At 60.4% G+C, this 18,148-nt stretch carries 19 protein-coding genes; 4 read left to right on the plus strand and 15 right to left on the minus strand.

Annotated elements, in window-relative coordinates:
- Positions 1-19 precede the first annotated feature (19 nt).
- From QMA15_RS07145 to QMA15_RS07175, 7 genes are all read right to left on the minus strand, one after another.
- Entirely contained in the window at positions 20-598 is a 579-nt protein-coding gene (locus QMA15_RS07145; RefSeq protein ID WP_290283808.1) for a hypothetical protein, read from the minus strand.
- Between the two features lie 237 nt (positions 599-835).
- Entirely contained in the window at positions 836-1,744 is a 909-nt protein-coding gene (locus QMA15_RS07150; RefSeq protein WP_113682576.1) for an ABC transporter substrate-binding protein, read from the minus strand.
- Between the two features lie 11 nt (positions 1,745-1,755).
- The gene (locus tag QMA15_RS07155) at positions 1,756-2,520 is read right to left on the minus strand and encodes an ABC transporter permease (RefSeq protein ID WP_290283809.1); all 765 of its coding nucleotides are present in this window, start codon (positions 2,518-2,520) and stop codon (positions 1,756-1,758) included.
- Positions 2,493-3,143 carry an ABC transporter permease subunit gene (locus QMA15_RS07160; RefSeq protein ID WP_003940005.1) on the minus strand — a complete coding sequence of 217 codons (651 nt, stop codon included), beginning with the start codon at positions 3,141-3,143 and terminating at the stop codon, positions 2,493-2,495. The genes QMA15_RS07155 and QMA15_RS07160 overlap by 28 nt, the downstream gene beginning before the upstream one ends.
- Positions 3,140-4,255 carry an ATP-binding cassette domain-containing protein gene (locus tag QMA15_RS07165; protein ID WP_290283810.1) on the minus strand — a complete coding sequence of 372 codons (1,116 nt, stop codon included), beginning with the start codon at positions 4,253-4,255 and terminating at the stop codon, positions 3,140-3,142. The genes QMA15_RS07160 and QMA15_RS07165 overlap by 4 nt, the downstream gene beginning before the upstream one ends.
- 99 nt (positions 4,256-4,354) lie before the next feature.
- Positions 4,355-5,827, minus strand: a complete 1,473-nt coding sequence (locus tag QMA15_RS07170) for an aromatic amino acid ammonia-lyase (protein ID WP_290283811.1) — start codon at positions 5,825-5,827, stop codon at positions 4,355-4,357.
- A gap of 195 nt (positions 5,828-6,022) precedes the next feature.
- Positions 6,023-6,697 (minus strand): TetR/AcrR family transcriptional regulator, encoded by a 675-nt coding sequence (locus QMA15_RS07175; RefSeq protein WP_290283812.1) that lies wholly within the window; start codon positions 6,695-6,697, stop codon positions 6,023-6,025.
- A 110-nt stretch (positions 6,698-6,807) separates the two neighbouring features.
- Here QMA15_RS07175 and QMA15_RS07180 point away from each other — a divergent pair, with 110 nt between their 5' ends.
- A complete protein-coding gene (locus QMA15_RS07180) occupies positions 6,808-7,182 on the plus strand; it encodes a nitroreductase family deazaflavin-dependent oxidoreductase (protein WP_283308209.1) in 375 nt (124 codons plus the stop codon).
- Between the two features lie 9 nt (positions 7,183-7,191).
- On the opposite strand, the gene QMA15_RS07185 is transcribed toward QMA15_RS07180, so the two are convergent.
- The 4 genes from QMA15_RS07185 to QMA15_RS07200 all read right to left on the minus strand — a co-directional run bounded on the left by QMA15_RS07185 (position 7,192) and on the right by QMA15_RS07200 (position 10,678).
- Positions 7,192-7,743, minus strand: a complete 552-nt coding sequence (locus QMA15_RS07185) for a TetR/AcrR family transcriptional regulator (protein ID WP_290283813.1) — start codon at positions 7,741-7,743, stop codon at positions 7,192-7,194.
- A gap of 27 nt (positions 7,744-7,770) precedes the next feature.
- Positions 7,771-8,457, minus strand: coding sequence for an ABC transporter ATP-binding protein (locus tag QMA15_RS07190; protein ID WP_290283814.1), 687 nt, complete (start codon positions 8,455-8,457; stop codon positions 7,771-7,773).
- The gene (locus QMA15_RS07195; RefSeq protein WP_020970839.1) at positions 8,454-9,584 is read right to left on the minus strand and encodes an ABC transporter permease; all 1,131 of its coding nucleotides are present in this window, start codon (positions 9,582-9,584) and stop codon (positions 8,454-8,456) included. The genes QMA15_RS07190 and QMA15_RS07195 overlap by 4 nt, the downstream gene beginning before the upstream one ends.
- 143 nt (positions 9,585-9,727) lie before the next feature.
- Positions 9,728-10,678: a TauD/TfdA family dioxygenase gene (locus QMA15_RS07200; RefSeq protein WP_020970840.1), complete on the minus strand. Its 951-nt coding sequence runs from the start codon at positions 10,676-10,678 to the stop codon at positions 9,728-9,730.
- A 128-nt stretch (positions 10,679-10,806) separates the two neighbouring features.
- Between QMA15_RS07200 and QMA15_RS07205 the strand changes: the two genes are divergently transcribed.
- The 3 genes from QMA15_RS07205 (at position 10,807) to QMA15_RS07215 (ending at position 14,141) form a co-directional block, all read left to right on the plus strand.
- Positions 10,807-11,622 carry a MerR family transcriptional regulator gene (locus QMA15_RS07205; RefSeq protein ID WP_019745361.1) on the plus strand — a complete coding sequence of 272 codons (816 nt, stop codon included), beginning with the start codon at positions 10,807-10,809 and terminating at the stop codon, positions 11,620-11,622.
- A 99-nt stretch (positions 11,623-11,721) separates the two neighbouring features.
- Complete coding sequence (locus tag QMA15_RS07210; protein ID WP_290283815.1) at positions 11,722-13,263, plus strand: alpha/beta hydrolase; 1,542 nt, start codon at positions 11,722-11,724, stop codon at positions 13,261-13,263.
- Positions 13,264-13,355: 92 nt separating this feature from the next.
- On the plus strand, positions 13,356-14,141 hold the full coding sequence (locus QMA15_RS07215) for an IclR family transcriptional regulator (protein ID WP_019745363.1): 786 nt from the start codon (positions 13,356-13,358) through the stop codon (positions 14,139-14,141).
- A 5-nt stretch (positions 14,142-14,146) separates the two neighbouring features.
- Here QMA15_RS07215 and QMA15_RS07220 read toward each other — a convergent pair whose 3' ends face one another.
- From QMA15_RS07220 to dhaL, 4 genes are read right to left on the minus strand one after another with little or no spacing between them, the layout of a single operon-like run.
- Complete coding sequence (locus QMA15_RS07220) at positions 14,147-14,902, minus strand: SDR family oxidoreductase (RefSeq protein WP_007732761.1); 756 nt, start codon at positions 14,900-14,902, stop codon at positions 14,147-14,149.
- Entirely contained in the window at positions 14,889-16,619 is a 1,731-nt protein-coding gene (locus QMA15_RS07225; protein ID WP_019745364.1) for an IlvD/Edd family dehydratase, read from the minus strand. Before QMA15_RS07225 ends, QMA15_RS07220 begins: the two co-directional genes overlap by 14 nt.
- Positions 16,612-17,505, minus strand: a complete 894-nt coding sequence (locus tag QMA15_RS07230; RefSeq protein WP_020909189.1) for a 3-keto-5-aminohexanoate cleavage protein — start codon at positions 17,503-17,505, stop codon at positions 16,612-16,614. Before QMA15_RS07230 ends, QMA15_RS07225 begins: the two co-directional genes overlap by 8 nt.
- Positions 17,502-18,134, minus strand: coding sequence for a dihydroxyacetone kinase subunit DhaL (gene dhaL, locus QMA15_RS07235; protein ID WP_020909190.1), 633 nt, complete (start codon positions 18,132-18,134; stop codon positions 17,502-17,504). The genes QMA15_RS07230 and dhaL overlap by 4 nt, the downstream gene beginning before the upstream one ends.
- Positions 18,135-18,148: the final 14 nt, after the last annotated feature.

Genomic DNA, 18,148 nt, shown 5'->3' on the forward strand with positions numbered 1-18,148 from the left:
TCGGCAGCACTGAGAGGATCTACGGAACGGCCTGAAAGCTGATACCGCGAGATCTGTCAGCACATTCCAAACTATGACCTTCGAGCTCGCTGGCGGTTGCAGTCAAGACGCTGCACAGCCAGCCGTCGAACTCCGCCGACCAGGTATTTCCGGCATGGCTGAGCGACGTGTCGTTCAGGTACCTTTCGGCGGTGTCCATCGCCACCTCACAAGTGATGCCGCCTTGCAGATTGTCGATGGAGGCGACAACGCCTGTCTCGGGGTACGTGATCGTTCCGCACCCCTCGGATGTGGATGCAATCGGCAATTGTGAAGTCGAAAAGCCGATCAACCCTCCGAGGTTGCCATTGCCGACTTGCCCCGGATCACCGGTGGTGACGAAGATCGATTCGCCTGACTCGGTCTGAATCGTCATTGTCGAATGATCGTTGCCGTAGGTCGATTCGATCTGAGCCACGGTGGAGCCGTCACCGACGCCGAGGTCGGTCAGCGTTCCCGGCGGTGATTCGATGACGGTGACGCCCGCGCTGGTGAGAAGTGCCCGCCCAGGGCCACCAGGTGTCGTGAACGGAACTACAGCGCAACTCGGAAACTGCATGGGCGTTCCAGCCTGATTCCAGACACACGCCGGCCACTACAACCGTGGTTGTAGTGGCTGCGCCGTTCCGAACTCGGTCAACTGGTGTGCGCGGTCGGCTTCTCGGCATGTCGGCATCCTTGGTGGGAACGGCTCCCCGCGAGGTCGAGGCATGCCTGACTTCGCGACGTTACCCCGGGCGGCGGCGTGTCGATATCGTCTGTTCGACCGACGACAAGAACGCCACCCGGCCTTCGATCATGGCACCAAGGAGTTCTTCTGCAACCAGTCCTGAGCGATGTCACTCATGTCGTCGAGATCGGCAACGCGCTGGTTCATCTCGATGAGGTCTTCAGTCGTCAGTGCCGCCGAAACCCCCGCGAGCACGGATCGGACGTCATCACGAGCCTTCAACTCGTTGATGATCGGCGTGATGTTCTCCGCGAGGAAGAGGTGCTTCGTGTCCTCGAGCGCAACCAAGTTCTCCGAGCGCATCGCGGGATCGGTGCTGAAGACATCGGCTACCTGTATCTGCCCGCTCAGAAGCGCATTGAGCGTGAGGGGTCCACCTGCATCGAGTGCCAGGAACTCCCGGAAAGTCAGGCCGTATTTGGTCTTCAAGCCGGCAACACCGTTTTCGCGCGTCTTCCATTCCGGCGGTCCGCCGAGAGTCAACTCGTCGGCATGCTGCACCAGATCCTCGACGGTCTCCAGCGAATACTTGTCCGCAGTCTCCTGTTTGACGGCAAGTACATCCTTGTCCTCTGCGGGCGACGGCTCGAGAGCGACCAGACCCTTGGGCAATTTCACATCGATTTCGGCGGATACTTCGTCTGAAGCCGTCGCCGTTGTCTTGCTGTCCAGATATTGCAACAAGGCGCCGGAATACTCGGGGATCAGATCGATGGAACCGTCGCGCAATGCCGGTACATAGAGTTCTCGGCTACCGATGTTCAACTTCTCGGTCACGTCGATACCGTTGGCGCGAAGCGCTTCGGCGTAAATGGTCGCAATCAGTTGGCTCTCGGGAAAATCGGCGGAACCGATCACGATGGCGCCCTCAGCACTACCGCCGCCGTCCGTAGCCAAGGGGTCCTTGCCGATTCCGCAGCTGGACAACGCAACCGCTGTCACGCCGACCAACGCGGCGATCAATACCTTCTTCATTTCGAACGTCCTCAGATCGGTGCGGGCTCAGGCACAGCAGTGCGCTGTGAGGGGGCGGCGGTCTTCTCGGTCTTCTTCTTCCGATCGCGTCTGGTCAGGCCAGGCGAAACGACCCGCGCAGTCAGTGCGCCGATTCCGAGATCGAAAACCAGGGCAATCAGCGATACCAGTACGGCTCCGGCCGCCATCTGGCCGTAATCGCTCTGAGCTTTTCCGTCGATCAACAACCGGCCGAGTCCGCCCAACGAAATGTAGGCGGCGACAGTCGCAGTGGAGACGATCTGAAGCACGGCACTTCTGATGCCGGACAACATGAGTGGTAGGGCACATGGAATCTCGACCTCGGTCAAGATCCGCATCGACCGAAATCCCATCCCCCGCGCGGCGTCGACTGCAGACTGATCGACCGCTCGAACTCCGGCGTACGTGTTGGTGAGAATGGGAGGGATCGCGAGAAGCACCAGGACGATGAGGCTGGGGATCAGATACGCGAGTTTGTTCGGGAATGACGGCGCGATGATGAGAACCAGCAGGATCAGCAGACCGATCGTCGGCAGCGCTCGTAGCGAGTTCGCCAGTCCAGCAACAACAACGGATCCTCGGCCGGTGTGTCCGATGTAGAGACCGAGCGGGATCGCGATAACCGCAGCCACCGCCAGCGCGGCGAATGTGTACATCAAATGCTGAACGAGAAGGGTGGGGATGCCGTCCGGCCCGGTCCAGTGGGATCCGTCGAGAAGGAAGCTGATCATGATGTAGTCACTTTCGGGGTCCACGGCGTCAACAGCCGATTCGCCAACATGATGAGGAGATCAAGGATCAACGCCAGCACCAGACACAGAGCGATACCCGCGATGATGGGCGTGTAGAAACGCAACTGAAATCCCTGGGTGAACAACGAACCTATCTGCGGAATACCCAGGAGTGCGCCGAGCGAGACAAGACTGACGTTCGAGACGACTGCGACGCGCAAACCCGCACAGATCACCGGAACTCCCACTGGCAACTGCACTTTCAACAGCGTCTGATACGGCCGGTAACCCATTGCCGTCGCTGCCAGAACCGTCTCCGGCGGAACAGAATCGAGCGCGTCGGCCACTACCCGCACGAGCAGAGCAACGGTGTACACGGTGAGCGCCACGATGATGTTCATCGGATCCAGAATCTTGGTTCCCAGAATCGGAGGTAGGAGCACGAACAGCGCGAGCGAAGGGATCGTGTAGAGCAATCCGGCCGTGCCCACCACGTAGGGATGCAACCGACGACTGCGATAGGCGACCCAGCCGATCGGCAACGCGACCACCAAGCCGATCACCAAGGGAATCAACGACAGTAGAACGTGCCATCCCACCAGGTCCATGATCCGGTCGGACTGACGTCCGAGCCATTCGAAGTTCATCGGAGTGCCCTCCCCGCGTCAGCCAGGTCGGCGGCCTCGATGGCTTCCACTGCAGCGTGCGCGGTGACGGTTCCCACCAGGCGTCCGGTATCGTCCACGACAACGCCACGCTTGCTCGGCGCTGACAGCGCCGCATCCAGCAGAGCGCGCATCGTCCCGGTGGAACCAGCAAGTGTTCCACTGAGATTCAAGTCATCCGGGCGAATACAATCCGTGAGTGCGTCCGGCCTCACCCACCCGAGCGGCTTGTTCGCGGGATCCACTACCAAGAGCCACGTATCGCCCGTGAGTGCGCGAGCCGCCGCAGCGGAATCGCCCAGATGCGCGACGGGTTCTGAAACTGTCGGCAGCTCGCCGTCCAATGTCGCGAACCCCAACGATCGGTACCCACGGTCACGCCCGACGAAGTCGGCAACAAATTCGTCGGCAGGTTGAGTCAGCAATTCGAGGGGCGTCGCCGCCTGCGCAAGAATGCCGCCGGTACGCAGAACCACCACTTGATCCCCGAGTTTCAGCGCTTCGTCGATGTCGTGAGTGACGATGATGATCGTTTTTCCGATTTCCTTCTGCAGACGGAGAAACTCGTCTTGCAGCTGGCCGCGAACAACCGGATCAACGGCGCTGAACGGTTCGTCCATCAGCATGAATGACGGATCCGCGGCCAGTGCGCGCGCGACACCGACTCGTTGCTGCTGTCCGCCGGAGAGCTGCCACGGATAGCGGTCGGCGAAGTTGGTTGTCAGACCAACAGTTTCGAGCAATTCCATAGCGCGAGTGCGAGATTCCTTTTTACTCGCACCGAGCAATCGAGGCATGGTCGCGATGTTGTCGACGATGGTGCGATGGGGAAAGAGACCCGCGTGCTGGATCACGTACCCGATGCGTCGACGCAGAAGAGCCGGATCCATTCCCGCCGTGGACTCGCCGTCGAGCGAAATCGTGCCTGACGTCGGTTCGATCAGCCTGTTGATCATGCGGAGTGACGTCGTCTTGCCGCAGCCGGAAGGACCCACCAACGCGGTGATCTTTCCCGTCTGGCACTCCAGATCGAGAGCATCGACGGCAATGGTTCCGTCTGGATACGCCTTGGTGACCTTGTCGAATTTGATCATCTACGAACTACTTTCGTGTCGACCTGAGTCCGGACGCACCCAGGAGAAATGGTCGAGTTCCGTTCGAGCACACACCTACTTGTGATTCGGTCCACCTGCTTACTGGTCGAGCGGTTGAGAAAGAAAGTTCACGGCGGCACTCAGATCTGCACTGAGTGGCCGGTCTTCGGTCCTCGCGTCCAGCACCAAACGCGCACGCGCGATGTACGCACCGAGCTCGGTCGCCGGATCCAGCTCACGCTGTTGTTGCGAGAGTGCGCGAACCGCCGAGATCAGTTCGCACGCGAGCACCAATCGAGATTGGGTAAGAATGTCCGCCAATTGAGTTGCAGCTTGGGATGCGAAACTTGCGTGATCCTCGGTGCCGCGCGAAATTACCGTGTGGCCCAACGACCCCGGTGCCGCCGACGAGCGGATCTCGGCGATGGCAGCAGAAGTCGTGTATTCGAGAAGCATGGTTCCACTGCTGCCGTCTGGACCGTCTGCGAGGAACGCACGAAGGCCGGTCACAGCAGGGTCGGAGAGGTTGGCGAGCCGACATTGCGAGAGCAGGGCAGCACTGGCGACCGCCAACTTCGCCTCGTCAACTGCAAGGGCTATTGGCATTGCGTGGAAATTTCCGTTGTGGAACACCATGTCGTCTTCGACCGACACCAGCGGATTCTCCGAAGACGAATTCATCTCGATACTCAGCGTGTTCTGCAGTCGATGCACCGCTTGCCAGGTGGCACCCAAGATTTGCGGTAGGGCGCGAAACCCGAACGAGTCCTGAACTCTCACTGGTGTGATGTCGTGTGGTGCCAGCAGATCGCGAACCCGCTCTGCGACTTCCGCTTGACCGAAGTGCATTCTTGCCGACTGTACTTGTGCAGCAAACGGTTCGATCGAACTACGCGACGCAAGCACGGAAAGAACACTGACAACCAAGCAGTGCTGAAGCCAACCCGCGACTTCGATACTGGTATCGCCGGCGATCGCCACCGTCATCGCGTTGGTGGAGATGAACGGAAGCGCATCACCGTGGTGTGGAGTCCAACTGACTCCGGTGCGTCCGTCGCGAAGCGGGCTCTCACCGATCAGCCCCATGGCGATTTCGGAGAACGCACTCAGGTCACCCGTTCCGATCGCACCGCGTGCGTGCACTGTCGGCAGGTTCTGCGAAGCAACAGCAGCAACCAGACCGCCGATGATGTCGGGATGCATACCTGAGCCGCCGTTGAGGATCTGATTGGTGCGGATGACGATCGCGGCGCGCACCACCCGGTCGGGGAGCCTGGGGCCCGATCCCGTCGCGTGACTTCTCAGAAGCCTCAGATCCTGCTGCACACCGTCGGAGACGGATGTTTCGCGATTCCCGCCTACCCCGGTAGTGCGCCCGTACACCGCCTGACGAGACGAAACCCGAACCGCGGTCTCCCATGACCGCCGAGTGAGCTCGAGCGCGGCGTCGGCAGGTCTGATGAAGGCCGGCTCTCGAGCAATTTCATTCACCCGATGAACCGAGAGCCTCCTCCCGTCGAGCAGGACACTGTTGTCTCCCGTCTGGTCTTCCTCAGGAAGACGTTCAGTCATCAGAACTCCATCGATCGAAGGACTCGGCCACCGCGGGCGTGCATCACATCATCTACGCAATGTGCCTTGGGTCACTTTTGATGAATGTATAGTCCTGTATATACAGCCACCTGTCAATAGGGACACTGCAGCTCACCCGCGTGCACACACCTTGGGTCACCTCAGTAAGGGTGAGCAACTGGACACGAATCGTCGCTATTCGAGGACCGGTGTCGCCGATCCTCGACGCGCCTCCAGCGCATCGAGGATGAGATCGAGACCGTAGGCGAACTCACTCGTGTGGTCGTAAGCCGGACTCAGACCGTGATCGACGATCATCTCGTGAAGGAAGGGCAACTCTCCAGCCGGAAGGTGCTCGAGGATGTCACTCGCAACTTCTTCGACGTCGACGGGCCCGCTGATCGGCAGATTCGCCTCCTGGAGAACATATCCGCCGATGTAACTGTCGATCAGCGAGGCTCCGTGGGCGGCCATCGGCAGCGTGAACCCGGCCTTCCGGAGGACTCCGAGCACAGCGTCGAGATGACGCAGGGTCGCCGAGCCAGGGTTGCGTCGCGAATCCAGCAAACCGAGAGCCCAACGGTGCTGCGACAGGACTGTGCGAGCGGAAAAGGCGCGTCCACGGATTGCATCTCGCCAATCCGCACACTCGCCGTCGGGTAGGTCGATCGCCTCGAAGACCGCATCGACGAGGCCGTCGAGAATCGCATCTTTGTTGGGCACGTGGTGGTAGAGCGACATCGCCTCGATGCCCAACTCCTGGGCCACCCGTCGCATCGTGACGGCCTCGACACCACCCGCGTCGGCAACGCGGATCGCACCCTCGATCACGCGAGTCCTGTTCAGCGACTGTCGCGGTTGCCGTGACACACAGACTCCCCTCCGAGGAACGAATACGTTGACAACCTTACATCCGTAAGTCACCCTTACAGGTGTAAGCCAGCCTTACGTTCGTAAGGCGCTCGCGAAGGGAGACCGCAATGCCGATGCCGAGATGGTGGGGACACGTCAACAAGCGGGTGTTCAATCCTCGCGCGATCTCGAGCGGGAAATGGCCGGTACTGACACACGTCGGACGCACATCCGGCACGACCTACCGGACACCTCTCGACGCCTATCCGGTCGAGGGTGGCTACGTCTTCATTCTGGTGTACGGATCAGGCTCGGACTGGGTGCAGAACGTCTTGAAAGCGGGGAGCGCTCGACTGTCGGTCGACGAGACGGAGGTGGGCCTTGGCTCCCCGCGCCTCGTCACGAAAGACGAAGCATTTCAAGCACTTTCCTCAGACGTGTCCCAACCCCCGAGACTGCTCCGCATCACCGAGTACCTTCGGATGGATCTGATTACGGCCTGAGGCTGCCCGTCACGCGAGGACCTCACGCACGGCGGACCTGACTTCGTCCATGCTGCAACCGGATTCGATCAGTTCAGTACCCGTATGCACCAGCGAGTTGATCAACTTGGCGGTGAGCTTCGGGTCCGACACGCCACAGAGGCGAAGGGCCTCGACAAGCGGAAGCACAAGACTGTCGTGCATTTCCATGATCCGCGAATCTCGAAACGTTTGCGGGGTCAGCGTCGCCAGCGCTCCGACTATCGCATGCTCCCCGTCGGCAACCAGTTGGAGGTTTGCCTCGACGTACGCCCATACCGGATCGTCTGCGCCTGCCATCGCCTCGACGATCTTGTCGTTCCAGCGCGGGAACATGTCTTCGACGACGGCACTGAGGAGATCTTCTCGGGACCGGAAGTAGTGGTAGGCACTCGACCTGGCGAGCCCGGCCTTCGCTGCCACCTCACCGAGCCCCGGCGGCCGGTCCGGGGTCTCGGACAGAAGAGCGTGTGCAGCGTCGAGGAGGGCACGCCGCTGAGCAGCACGATGCTCGACCACAGTGGGGGCATCGATCCTCGGCACCGAATCTCCTCCAGTCCCCTTGCGGGCTTACTCGCTCTGACGCAATCGACCGTCAACCATTTCGAGGATGCGGTCGCAGTGCCCGAGCACGTCGTGATCGTGGGTCACCATGATCGTAGCGACGCCGGCCTCGTGAGTTTCGCGCGAGAGCAGTTCAACCACCTCATGGCTACGTTTTCGGTCGAGAGCAGCCGTCGGCTCGTCGACGAGCAGTAGCGAGGGATTGCTCATCAATGCCCGAGCGATACCGACGCGCTGTCGTTCGCCGCCGGAGAGTTGACCAGGTCGACGATCCGCACGGTGGCTCATACCGACCGAGTCGAGCAATTCCTCGGGATCGCGCCCCGGCCGCCCCGTGAGCTTGGGAATCAGCCGAAGCTGATCGCGCGCCGTCAGCGCTGGAATCAGATTGCCGGATTGAAAGACGAAGCCGACCTTGTCTCGTCGAAGTTTGGCCAATGCACGGGCCGGCATCGCCGACACGTCGACGCCGTCGATGACAATCGTTCCACTCGACGGCCGACCGAGTCCGCCTGCCACAGCGAGCAAGCTCGACTTTCCAGCCCCTGACGGCCCGACGATCGCGACGAGTTCGCCGCCCGTGACCTCGAGGTCCACGTTGTCGAGGGCGAGCACTGTGGAGTCACCGTCACCGAATCGAAGACTGACAGCGGTCAATACCATTCCGGTAGTGGTTTTTTCGACTGTGGTCATCGGTTTTCCCCCAATGCGGTGAGCGGGTTGACACGCGTAACGCGGACGATGGAAACGGCTGCGCCGATCAGCCCGAGTACCGCCAAGAGCACTGCGCCGTTGACGACAGGGCCGGACTCCAGAGCGAACGGCATCCCACCGCCTTCGAGTCCCGAGCCGAGCCCCAAGCCCAGCAACACACCGATGCCGATGGAACCAAGCAGCACTACCAGTGCCTGTGCCATGCCGTCGCGAAGCAGAAAGCCGGTGGAGGCTCCCATCGCACGCAACACTGCGAGTTCGCGACCACGCTGAACTGTCCAGATACTGAAGAATGCGCCGACGACCAGTGCGGAGATCGCGTACAGAAACGCCTTGATCATCGACATTGTCATCATTTCCGCGGAGAAGCCCGGTGAGGAGTCGAAAGATTCCTCGAGCGTCTTTGCGGACGTTCCCGCCGCCGCATCTCCCGACACGAGGTCCGGCACTACATCGTCCAGGCCCCGAATCGCAACGACACTCGCTTCGGAATAGGCACTGGCGTTGGCGGTTTCGCCGATCTTGGCACCGGCGTGAACCTCCTGCCAGGTACGCAGGGGCAGGTAGGCGACGTCGACGTGACCGAAAGTGCGCTTGTCTTCGGTGAATCCGACAACTGTCAGCTCCGTACCGAGTCGATCGAGTATCACGGTGTCACCGATCGCAACACCATCATCACGGAAGGTAGAGCTGACGATGATGTCCGTGTCGGCTTGCAGTCCCCTCCCGTCGGCGGTGACGGGCTCGAGGAAGGAGCCAGGTTCGATGCCGAAGAGCGTGAGATCGACAGGCGTACCACTGCGAGTTTTTGCATTGACGATCATGTTTCCGAACAGTTCGGCGTCTTGGACATCAGGTTGCGCGCGCCATGCCTGCGCCTGCTCTTCGGTGACGACCGACCGTGAAAAGGCAGAGTCTGCCTTCGTGTCCGGAGCGAAGGCGAATGCCTGGATCGGCGTCCGCTGCAACGCGGACACACCGTCGTTGACCAGGCCGGACGAGAGGCCGGACAGGATCACCATCAGGATCGAGATGAGGGCAACCACGGCACCCATCAAGAGGAATCGATTTCGCGCAAACCACAGTTCACGCAGGGCGAGGAACATTCGGGAAGCTCCAAAGTCGTCGGTGCGAGTCACGCCGACTTTTATCGACGCCTTGTCGAAATCATATCGACAAGGCGTCGAAAAACTATGTGAGGTGCGTTACTACTATTCGTAGTAGACATCGTGAGGCGCTGAGCGTCGTATCAGTCCCCGACGCCCACTGGCCGATCGCCGACAATCGAGATTCGATCCATCACACGACGAGCCGGGAAGTAGTCACTGGCCGCGTAATGCTGGCAGGTCCGATTGTCCCAGAAGGCAACAGTATTCGGCTCCCACTTCAGTCGGACCTGGAATTCCGGACGATTGACGTGGCGATACAGCATCGTGAGAAGTTCGTTCGATTCCTCTTCGGACACGCCCAAGATCCGTTGCGTGAAGGTCATGTTGACGAACAACACCCGCCTGCCGCTTTCCGGAATGACCCGAACCACCGGATGCTGCACCGCGGGGAACTTCGGACGCAACATCTCGACCGCATCCGCCGGCATCGACCGACCGAACGAGTTGATCCAATCATGTTCTGCAACAAGCGGGTCGATACGCTTCTTGACGTCTTCCGGAAGCAGATCGTAGGCAGCAGCGGTGTCAGCCCACAACGTGTCACCACCCACCTCTGGCACCTCGACTGCACGAAGTACGGCGGCAAATGAAGGAAACTCGTGCCACGTCACGTCGTTGTGCCAGTTGTTCTCGACGCCGCCGACCATCGCATCCTTGGCCAGCGTCGTGACATCGACGTCCGTCTGCCCTGGCTGCGTGTACTTGAAGAACGGATGCTGTTCGAGATCGCCCCAACGCTCGGCAAAAGCTCGATGTTCTGCTCGGCCGAGGTCCTGATCCCGAAAGAAGAGGACTTTCCATTCGAGGAGAGCGCGGCGAAGTTCCGCAATCACGGCATCAGACAGGTCCCCACCGAGTCGAATGCCGGAGATTTCCGCTCCGATCGTCGGCGTGACCGCCTTGACCGCAAAGTGTTCGTACGGCGCCGGAACTACGGACTCGGGATTCCGGCGAGCGACAAGTGGACCATAGGCAGCAAGCGGATCGGTGGGGATCGGAAAGATCGTTGCCGCAGGCAAAAGGGTAGCCATCAAGGCACTTCCTCGGAATCGATGATGTCGTAACGGACAAAATCCAGATTAAGGCTATGTCCTTAACGTGTCAACGGTCACGTTCTCCGGCGCGCACCTTGACCCTGACGCCGCGTCAGGGTTGGAGAATGGTTTCCACAGACGAAATCCGAATCGACAAACGGGAGGGCGAGGCGATGATGACCATCGGCGAGCTGGCGAATCTGGCCGGCACCACCGTCAGATCCGTGCGCTACTACCACTCGAACGGGCTTCTCGAAGAACCACAACGCCAACCCAACGGCTACCGCATGTACCGGGCGGTGGACCTGGCACGACTGAGCCGCATCCGCCGCCTGCGCGATCTGGGGATTCCTGTTGCCAAGATCGCCGAACTGCTCGACGGCGACGCTCACGACACCCGGTCCGCACTCGACGCACTCGACAAGGAACTGGCAGCCAAGGCCGAACAGATCGCGGTTCAACGTGCTCACATCGAGTCGCTACGCCGCAACGCCGATCCCGAACTACCCGACGCGTTTTCGGAAGTGCTCGCACAGTATGTCGTTGCCGGTGCACCGACAGCGTGGATCGACAACGAGCGCGAACTCCTGATCCTCGCGCTCACCGTCTCCGGGGGTGATCCCGAAGTCTGCGATTCACTCCTGAGCGCACACCGCCGGGCGTTGGCGAAGCCGAACCGCAAGCAGGCAATCGAATTGATTACTCGCATGTACGCCCTCACCGACGCTCCGGCGGACGCCGACACGATTGCGGCCCTTGCCATTCAGTTCTGCGATTTCACCGAGAGAGTGCTTCCTGAACAGGCCGCACCGGAACGCCCTTCACCCACCCGGTTGGTAGCGGTGCTGCGCGAGCACCAAGCAGATCGAAGAACCCCGACCCAGGAAAGATTCGCGAAGGCTGTAGCGGCCGAGTTCGCTGCCCGCCAGTCTCGACCCTGAAACTCCGCCACTGAATCCCCACATCGGAAGTGGGGTGATCAACGCTGCCCGAAAATGGGCTCGAAACAAGGACACGACACGACAATGACTGGATCCATCATGCCCAGATCACGCACGCCTCGACCACGAAAGTGGCTGGCTACCACAATCGCCGCCGCCGCACTCGCAGTACCTGCACTGGCGGCGTGCTCGGATCCTGCTGCTCCGCAGGAAGATCCACAATCGAATCTCAGCGCGTTCTACGACCAGGATGTCGAATGGGGGCCATGCGCCACAGACACCGGAACATCGACGGCAAGTGACTGCGCCATGGTCACAGTACCTTTGGACTATTCCGCCCCTGACGGCAAGACAATCGAAGTGGCGATCTCGCGGGTCGCGTCCACCGACCCTGCACAGCGACGCGGGATCCTGCTCACCAACCCTGGTGGCCCGGGTGGCCGAGGACTGGGATTGCCCGAGATTCTGAATGCCGGGATGACACCGGAAGTCGCAGCGGCATACGACGTCATCGGCATGGACACCCGAGGGCTCGGCAAGAGCACGCCGATCGACTGCGGCGTCGAGCAGATGACATGGATGCGTTCACCGGGTACCACAGAGGAAGGGTGGAACGAAAGTGTTGCGCTCGCACGCGAGGCCGCTGACACATGCTGGGACAAGTACCCGGACTATCTGCCGCACATCAATACTCAGAACATCGCCCGCGACCTCGACGTGATTCGTGGCGCCCTCGACCAGGAGAAGGCGTCGTACTTCGGGTGGTCGTACGGCACATATCTTGGTGCGACCTATGCGCAAATGTTCCCAGACAGGATCGACCGTGTGGTTCTCGACAGCGCACCGGACCCGAAGAAATACGGATACGAGATGTTCCAGGACATGGGCCCGGCCAATGAGAAAGCGATCGACGGATTCTCACAGTGGGCAGCAAAAAACAACTCCACCTATGCACTCGGATCGACGCCCGCCGAAGTTCGCGCCCTCATCGAGAAGCTGATCTCGGACGCTGCCACCACTCCGATTCAGATCGGTGACTACGCCGTCGACGATCACGTCCTTCCATTCCTGATGTACGTCAACGGAACCGGGGACACCGAAAAGGAAAGCGAGGCATTCGCGCAGGTATTGGTTCAGTTGCGCGAACTCGCCGCCGGCAGGACCGTCGTGAACATCCATCCCCAGCTGACGGGACTGATGCAGGCATGGTTCCAGACCGAATTGGGGACCGGCCCGGACTATGCCGGAACAATCGCCATTGTCTGCGGAGACGTGTCGATGCCGAGCGATCCCGCGTGGTATCGCAACAAGTTGGAGGAGCACCGTGGTGATCAGCCGATCTTCGCCGGCACGCACAACACGATCATGCCCTGCGCGTTCTGGCGCCGTGAGGCCCCGAAGCGGATCGACATCGACAACAACGTTCCGACATTGCAGATCCAGGCAACCGGTGACACCCGCACGACATACGACGAAGGCCTCGGCATGCATGAAGCGATGAAAGGTTCACGGCTCGTGACAGTTCCAGGCCGCACTCATGCGGTGTTCCCGGGCTACGCGAATACTTGCGCAAACGCCGCCGTCAACTCGTACCTACTCGACGGCTCACTGCCCGCCGAAGACGTGGTGTGCGAGTCGTGACGATATCCGGCGATCCCATCACCGGAAGACCTGCGTGATCTGATGCGCGATTGCCCCTCGACAATCGCGCATCAGGCAGACAGAATAGTTCGGTGAGTCCCATTCATCGGGCCGATGGCGAGGTTTCCGCAATTGGTCGTTCCACCGAGATCCTGAAGACTTTTCGTGACAGCTCAGGCGTTCTCAGCGCAGCAGCGCTTGTTCGACGGACAGGCATGGCCAAAACAACGGTGTATCGAATGGTCGACGATCTCGTCCGAGTCGGGTTGCTCGAACGGCAAGGAACCAACTACCGCTTGGGTCTCCTCCTGTTCGAGATCGGCGAATCTGTTCCACGGCAGCGAAACCTCCGCGAAGCAGCGCGGCGCCACCTTTCGGCCTTGCGTGAAGCAACGGGGCACAACGTGGGACTCGCTGTATTGGACGGTTTCGACGTGGTTTACCTTGATGTCTTCCGTGGCGACGACGGACCACGCCTTCCGCAGCAAATCGGTGGTCGGTGGCCTGCACACGCAAGTTGTTCCGGCAAAGCAGTATTGGCGTTCACCAACTCTCGGGATTTCACGATGCCCACTGTCCTCGAAGCACACACCGAGAACACCATCACCGACCCCGAACTCTTCCACCGAGAACTGGATCGTGTTCGCAAGCGTGGTGTCGCCTTCGACCGCCAGGAAGCATTTCCCCGGATCGTCGGCGCCGCAGCACCAATATTCGGCCCGGACGAAGACGTCCTCGGCGCCATCTCCATTTCCGGTATGGCAGGCCGAATAAATCTGACCCGTATCGACGCGGCGGTGCGGACGACGGCAATCGCCATCTCACGTGATCTCTCGAGTGCCCAGTCCGTCGTCCGCCCTGTCCTACAACGACGCTGACGCCGTCAACCGCGCCCGACGTACGGCATCCGGTTTGCCATGATCGTCAGAGTCGGGACATTCACGTCGAGTGGTAGATCTATCAGTTGCACAACGGTGTTCGCGACATGACGAGGATCGAATGTCGGCTCGGGCCTGGTGGTGCCGTCAGCTTGTCGTGCCGAGTGGCCGATTCCGGCTGTCATGTCAGTTGCCGCATTGCCGATGTCGATTTGACTGCAACAGATGTCGAATTCTCGGCCGTCGAGAGAGATCGACTTCGTCAAACCTGACACACCGTGTTTGGTCGCGGTGTAGGCGGCACTGTCAGGCCGGGGCGTGTGAGCGGAGAGCGACCCGTTGTTGATGATCCGGCCTCCTCTCGGATCCTGTGTTTTCATGATACGAATCGCTTCACGCGCACAAAGGAATACACCGGTGAGATTGGCTGCGACTGTCGCGTTCCACGCTTCAGGATCGATCTCGTCCACACTCCCCGACGGACCGAATGTCCCTGCGTTGTTGACAAGCACATCGAGTCTGCCGAAACGCTCAGTCACGGATGTGAACAACCGGTGAACCGATTCGGGCGAGGACACATCAGCGGGAATTACCACTGCACGCTCGTGACCCCCACCTGTCGCTTCCAAGCTCACGCTGTTTCGACCAGCCAATACAACGTGGTGTCCTGCATCGAGTAGACCTCTGGCCATTGCGCGGCCGAGTCCCGACCCTGCACCGGTCACGACCACGACTCGGCCGACACGCTCAGTGATTGTCACCGTGTACCTCCGTTCCACGCCTGCCCACCAGGAAATCGAAATCGACTCCGCGGTCGGCCTGCATCACATGATCCACGAACAGTCGTTGATACCCACTCGTACTCTTTTGTACGCGTGGCGGCAACGCCTCGAGACGCCTGGCCAGCTCGTCGTCGTCGACGAGTACACGCAAGACTCCACGAGCAACATCCAACTCGATCAAATCACCATCCCTGACCGCGCCGAGAGGCCCACCGGCTCCCGCTTCAGGCGCAACGTGCAAAACGACTGTGCCGAAGGCTGTTCCGCTCATTCGCGCATCCGAGATCCTGACCATGTCTCGCACACCCTGCTCGAGCAGCCTTCGAGGGAGTGGCAGATTACCTACCTCTGGCATACCCGGAAACCCCTTCGGTCCAGCACCGGTGAGGACGATGACGTCGTCGGCTTCGATGTCGAGATCCGGCGAGTCGACGCGCGCCGAGAAGTCGTCCATTCCGTGAAACACGACCGCACGACCCACGTGGCTGAGCAACTCGGGCGACGCCGCAGACGGCTTGATCACTGCACCGTTCGGCGCGAGATTGCCGGTCAATACCGCTATGCCGGCTTGCTCCAGCAACGGTGCCGCCGTGCTACGAATTACGTCGTCATCCCAAATCGTTTCGCCGGAGTTGTTCTCACCGAGAGTCATTCCGGTAACCGTGGCGGCATCCAGATGGAGGATGTCTCCGAGCTCGGCGATCACCGCGGGCAGTCCGCCTGCGTAGAAGAAATCTTCCATCAAATAGGTACCCGAAGGCATGAGGTTGACCAGCAGGGGAACGTCACGACTCTGCTCCCCGAAATCGCTGAGTTCGAGGGGAATTTCCAGCCTCCCGGCGATGGCAAGCAAGTGCACCACAGCGTTGGTGGACCCACCGATAGCCGTGTTCACCTTGATCGCATTCTCGAATGAATTTCGGTCGACGACCGAAGACATCGTCAGGTTCTCGACGACCATCTCCACGATTCTCACGCCGCTGTCGCGTGCAAGTACACGTCGCCGTGAATCCACTGCCGGGATCGCAGCATTACCGGGCAGCGTGAGGCCCAAAGTCTCGACAATCGAAGCCATCGTCGACGCGGTGCCCATAGTGTTGCAGTGACCAGGCGATCGAGACATCGCCGATTCCGCTGCTCTGAACTCACATTCGCTCATGCACCCCGCTCGCACTGCTTCACTCATCTCGAACACCGAGGTTCCAGATCCGACAGTTTTACCTTGATGGCGGCCGTTCAACATGGGCCCACCGGATACGACAATGGTGGGAAGGTCACAACTGGCTGCGCCCATTACCAGCGCCGGGGTGGTTTTGTCGCAGCCGCAGAGCAGTACGACGCCGTCGATCGGATTGGCTCGAATCGACTCCTCCACGTCCATGCTGACGAGGTTCCGATAGAGCATCGTGGTGGGGCGGATGATCGTCTCACCCAATGACATCACCGGAAACTCAACTGGAAATCCGCCCGCTTCGATGACACCCAGTCGCACCTGCTCGGCCAGATCTCTGAAGTGAGCGTTGCACGGCGTGAGCTCGGAATACGTGTTGCAGATACCGATAACCGGTCGGCCGTCGAACATCCGATCAGGGATACCCTGGTTCTTCATCCACGAGCGGTGGATGAATGCATTGAGATCATTGCCTCCGAACCAATCCTGCGAGCGAAGTGTTCTACTCGTCGGTGTTCTACTCATCCGAACCCTCCAAACCAAGGATTGCCCTTGCCTCCCCAGGTGTTGCAGGCTGCATTCCGAGTCGCTGGACGATGTCGACGATGTTCTCCACCAAACGAACGTTCTCGGCCGGCTCCCCATTCGCGAGAAACGGATAGTCTTCGATTCCCACACGCACGTGCCCACCGAGCACGAGTGCATGAGTCAGACCACGCAGTTGATCTGGCCCGCTGATGCTCACGGAGAAGACCGATTTCTCCGGTAGGTGTTCCACCATCTGCTGCAAGATCTGCGGGGAGTACGGCATCGCATTCTGAAAAGTTCGATCAAGTCCCAGTACAAGATTGACGAGGTGCGGGCCAGGCTGCTCTTCGGTCAACGTACGTATCTCCTGGAGCAGATGTGACGGGCTGAAGGCCTCCCATTCAGGTTTGATTCCTAGTTCGCGCATTGACGCTGCCAGTTCGGCGGCACGACTGGGCGGCGTGTCCATCAGTACCTCACCGACCGGTGATGTCACATAGGCCGTGATGGCATCGAGCGTGCATGTGTCTGCTCCGCCATGCAGGCCCTGCAGCCTCGCGTCCCAGTCCACGACGCGCGTTCCGTCACTGCGAACACTCACCATGTCACCGTTGACTCCGCCGCCGGTCGAGTTGTTGATCACGATGTCGCAGCTTTGGCGGACAAGCGTATTCATCCGCCGATAGATTGCGGCATCACAGGTCGCTTGATCGTCCGGTCGTCGAGCATGAAGTGCTGCCACGCTGGCTCCAGCGCTGTGGCAGCGTGCCACATCCGCCGCAATCTGCTCAGGCTGAGTCGGAATGAACGGATTGTCGGCAACAGTGAGGAAGCCACCCGTCGGGGCAACTGTGACGATGACCTTGTCTCGCAGATCGCTCATGCCGGAACGCTCTTGTAGCTGGATGCGGCGAAGAACATGGCAATCGCCGATGCCCCAGGGTCCTCGACGCCCCTGGCGTGTTCTCCCACGTAGGTCGCGCGTCCGCGGCGGGCGAGCATCGCGCGAGTCGATTCGGCGCCGAGCCTCGCAGCCGTGGCCGCAGAGCTCAAGGCAGCAGACAAGGTTGCCCCGCTGACTGCCGCCTCGGTCAATGCGCTGGTTGCGGGGACCATGGCGTCGACCATGGTCTTGTGACCCACCTGGGCATTGCCGAGACGCTGCACCGCAGCTGTCGCCGTACCTAGGGCAGAAGCCAAGTCTGTTGCGGTCACTTCAACTCCAGAGACTGCTCCGATCCGGCCGAACCACAGACCGAGAAGTGGTCCGCTTGTCCCACCGATGCCGAGAAACGCATCCGACGTACGGGCGAACACTTCACCAGGACTGGTCGGCGGGTCGGAACGAAGTCGTTGCACCGCACTTCGCAGGCCCGTCCGCAGATTCATTCCGAAATCGCCGTCTCCGACAAGCCGGTCCAAATCTGTGAGGGAATCGAATTGATCTTCGGCGGCGTCGGCAAATCGATCGATCCACGCCCGAGTGTCCCCAACGCTCAACGTTGTCATCATGAAACTCTTTTCAG

Origin of the sequence: Rhodococcus sp. APC 3903, from assembly GCF_030407755.1 — a bacterium.
GTDB lineage: Bacteria > Actinomycetota > Actinomycetes > Mycobacteriales > Mycobacteriaceae > Rhodococcus_F > Rhodococcus_F erythropolis.

What these genes read in the sequence shown, in the direction of transcription:
- QMA15_RS07145 (WP_290283808.1), bottom strand. Translation starts at nt 598, where the DNA reads ATGCAGTTTCCGAGTTGCGCTGTAGTTCCGTTCACGACACCTGGTGGC.
- QMA15_RS07150 (WP_113682576.1), bottom strand. Translation starts at nt 1,744, where the DNA reads ATGAAGAAGGTATTGATCGCCGCGTTGGTCGGCGTGACAGCGGTTGCG.
- QMA15_RS07160 (WP_003940005.1), bottom strand. Translation starts at nt 3,143, where the DNA reads ATGAACTTCGAATGGCTCGGACGTCAGTCCGACCGGATCATGGACCTG.
- QMA15_RS07165 (WP_290283810.1), bottom strand. Translation starts at nt 4,255, where the DNA reads ATGATCAAATTCGACAAGGTCACCAAGGCGTATCCAGACGGAACCATT.
- QMA15_RS07170 (WP_290283811.1), bottom strand. Translation starts at nt 5,827, where the DNA reads ATGACTGAACGTCTTCCTGAGGAAGACCAGACGGGAGACAACAGTGTC.
- QMA15_RS07180 (WP_283308209.1), top strand. Translation starts at nt 6,808, where the DNA reads ATGCCGATGCCGAGATGGTGGGGACACGTCAACAAGCGGGTGTTCAAT.
- QMA15_RS07190 (WP_290283814.1), bottom strand. Translation starts at nt 8,457, where the DNA reads ATGACCACAGTCGAAAAAACCACTACCGGAATGGTATTGACCGCTGTC.
- QMA15_RS07195 (WP_020970839.1), bottom strand. Translation starts at nt 9,584, where the DNA reads ATGTTCCTCGCCCTGCGTGAACTGTGGTTTGCGCGAAATCGATTCCTC.
- QMA15_RS07200 (WP_020970840.1), bottom strand. Translation starts at nt 10,678, where the DNA reads ATGGCTACCCTTTTGCCTGCGGCAACGATCTTTCCGATCCCCACCGAT.
- QMA15_RS07205 (WP_019745361.1), top strand. Translation starts at nt 10,807, where the DNA reads ATGGTTTCCACAGACGAAATCCGAATCGACAAACGGGAGGGCGAGGCG.
- QMA15_RS07210 (WP_290283815.1), top strand. Translation starts at nt 11,722, where the DNA reads ATGCCCAGATCACGCACGCCTCGACCACGAAAGTGGCTGGCTACCACA.
- QMA15_RS07225 (WP_019745364.1), bottom strand. Translation starts at nt 16,619, where the DNA reads ATGAGTAGAACACCGACGAGTAGAACACTTCGCTCGCAGGATTGGTTC.
- QMA15_RS07230 (WP_020909189.1), bottom strand. Translation starts at nt 17,505, where the DNA reads ATGAGCGATCTGCGAGACAAGGTCATCGTCACAGTTGCCCCGACGGGT.
- dhaL (WP_020909190.1), bottom strand. Translation starts at nt 18,134, where the DNA reads ATGATGACAACGTTGAGCGTTGGGGACACTCGGGCGTGGATCGATCGA.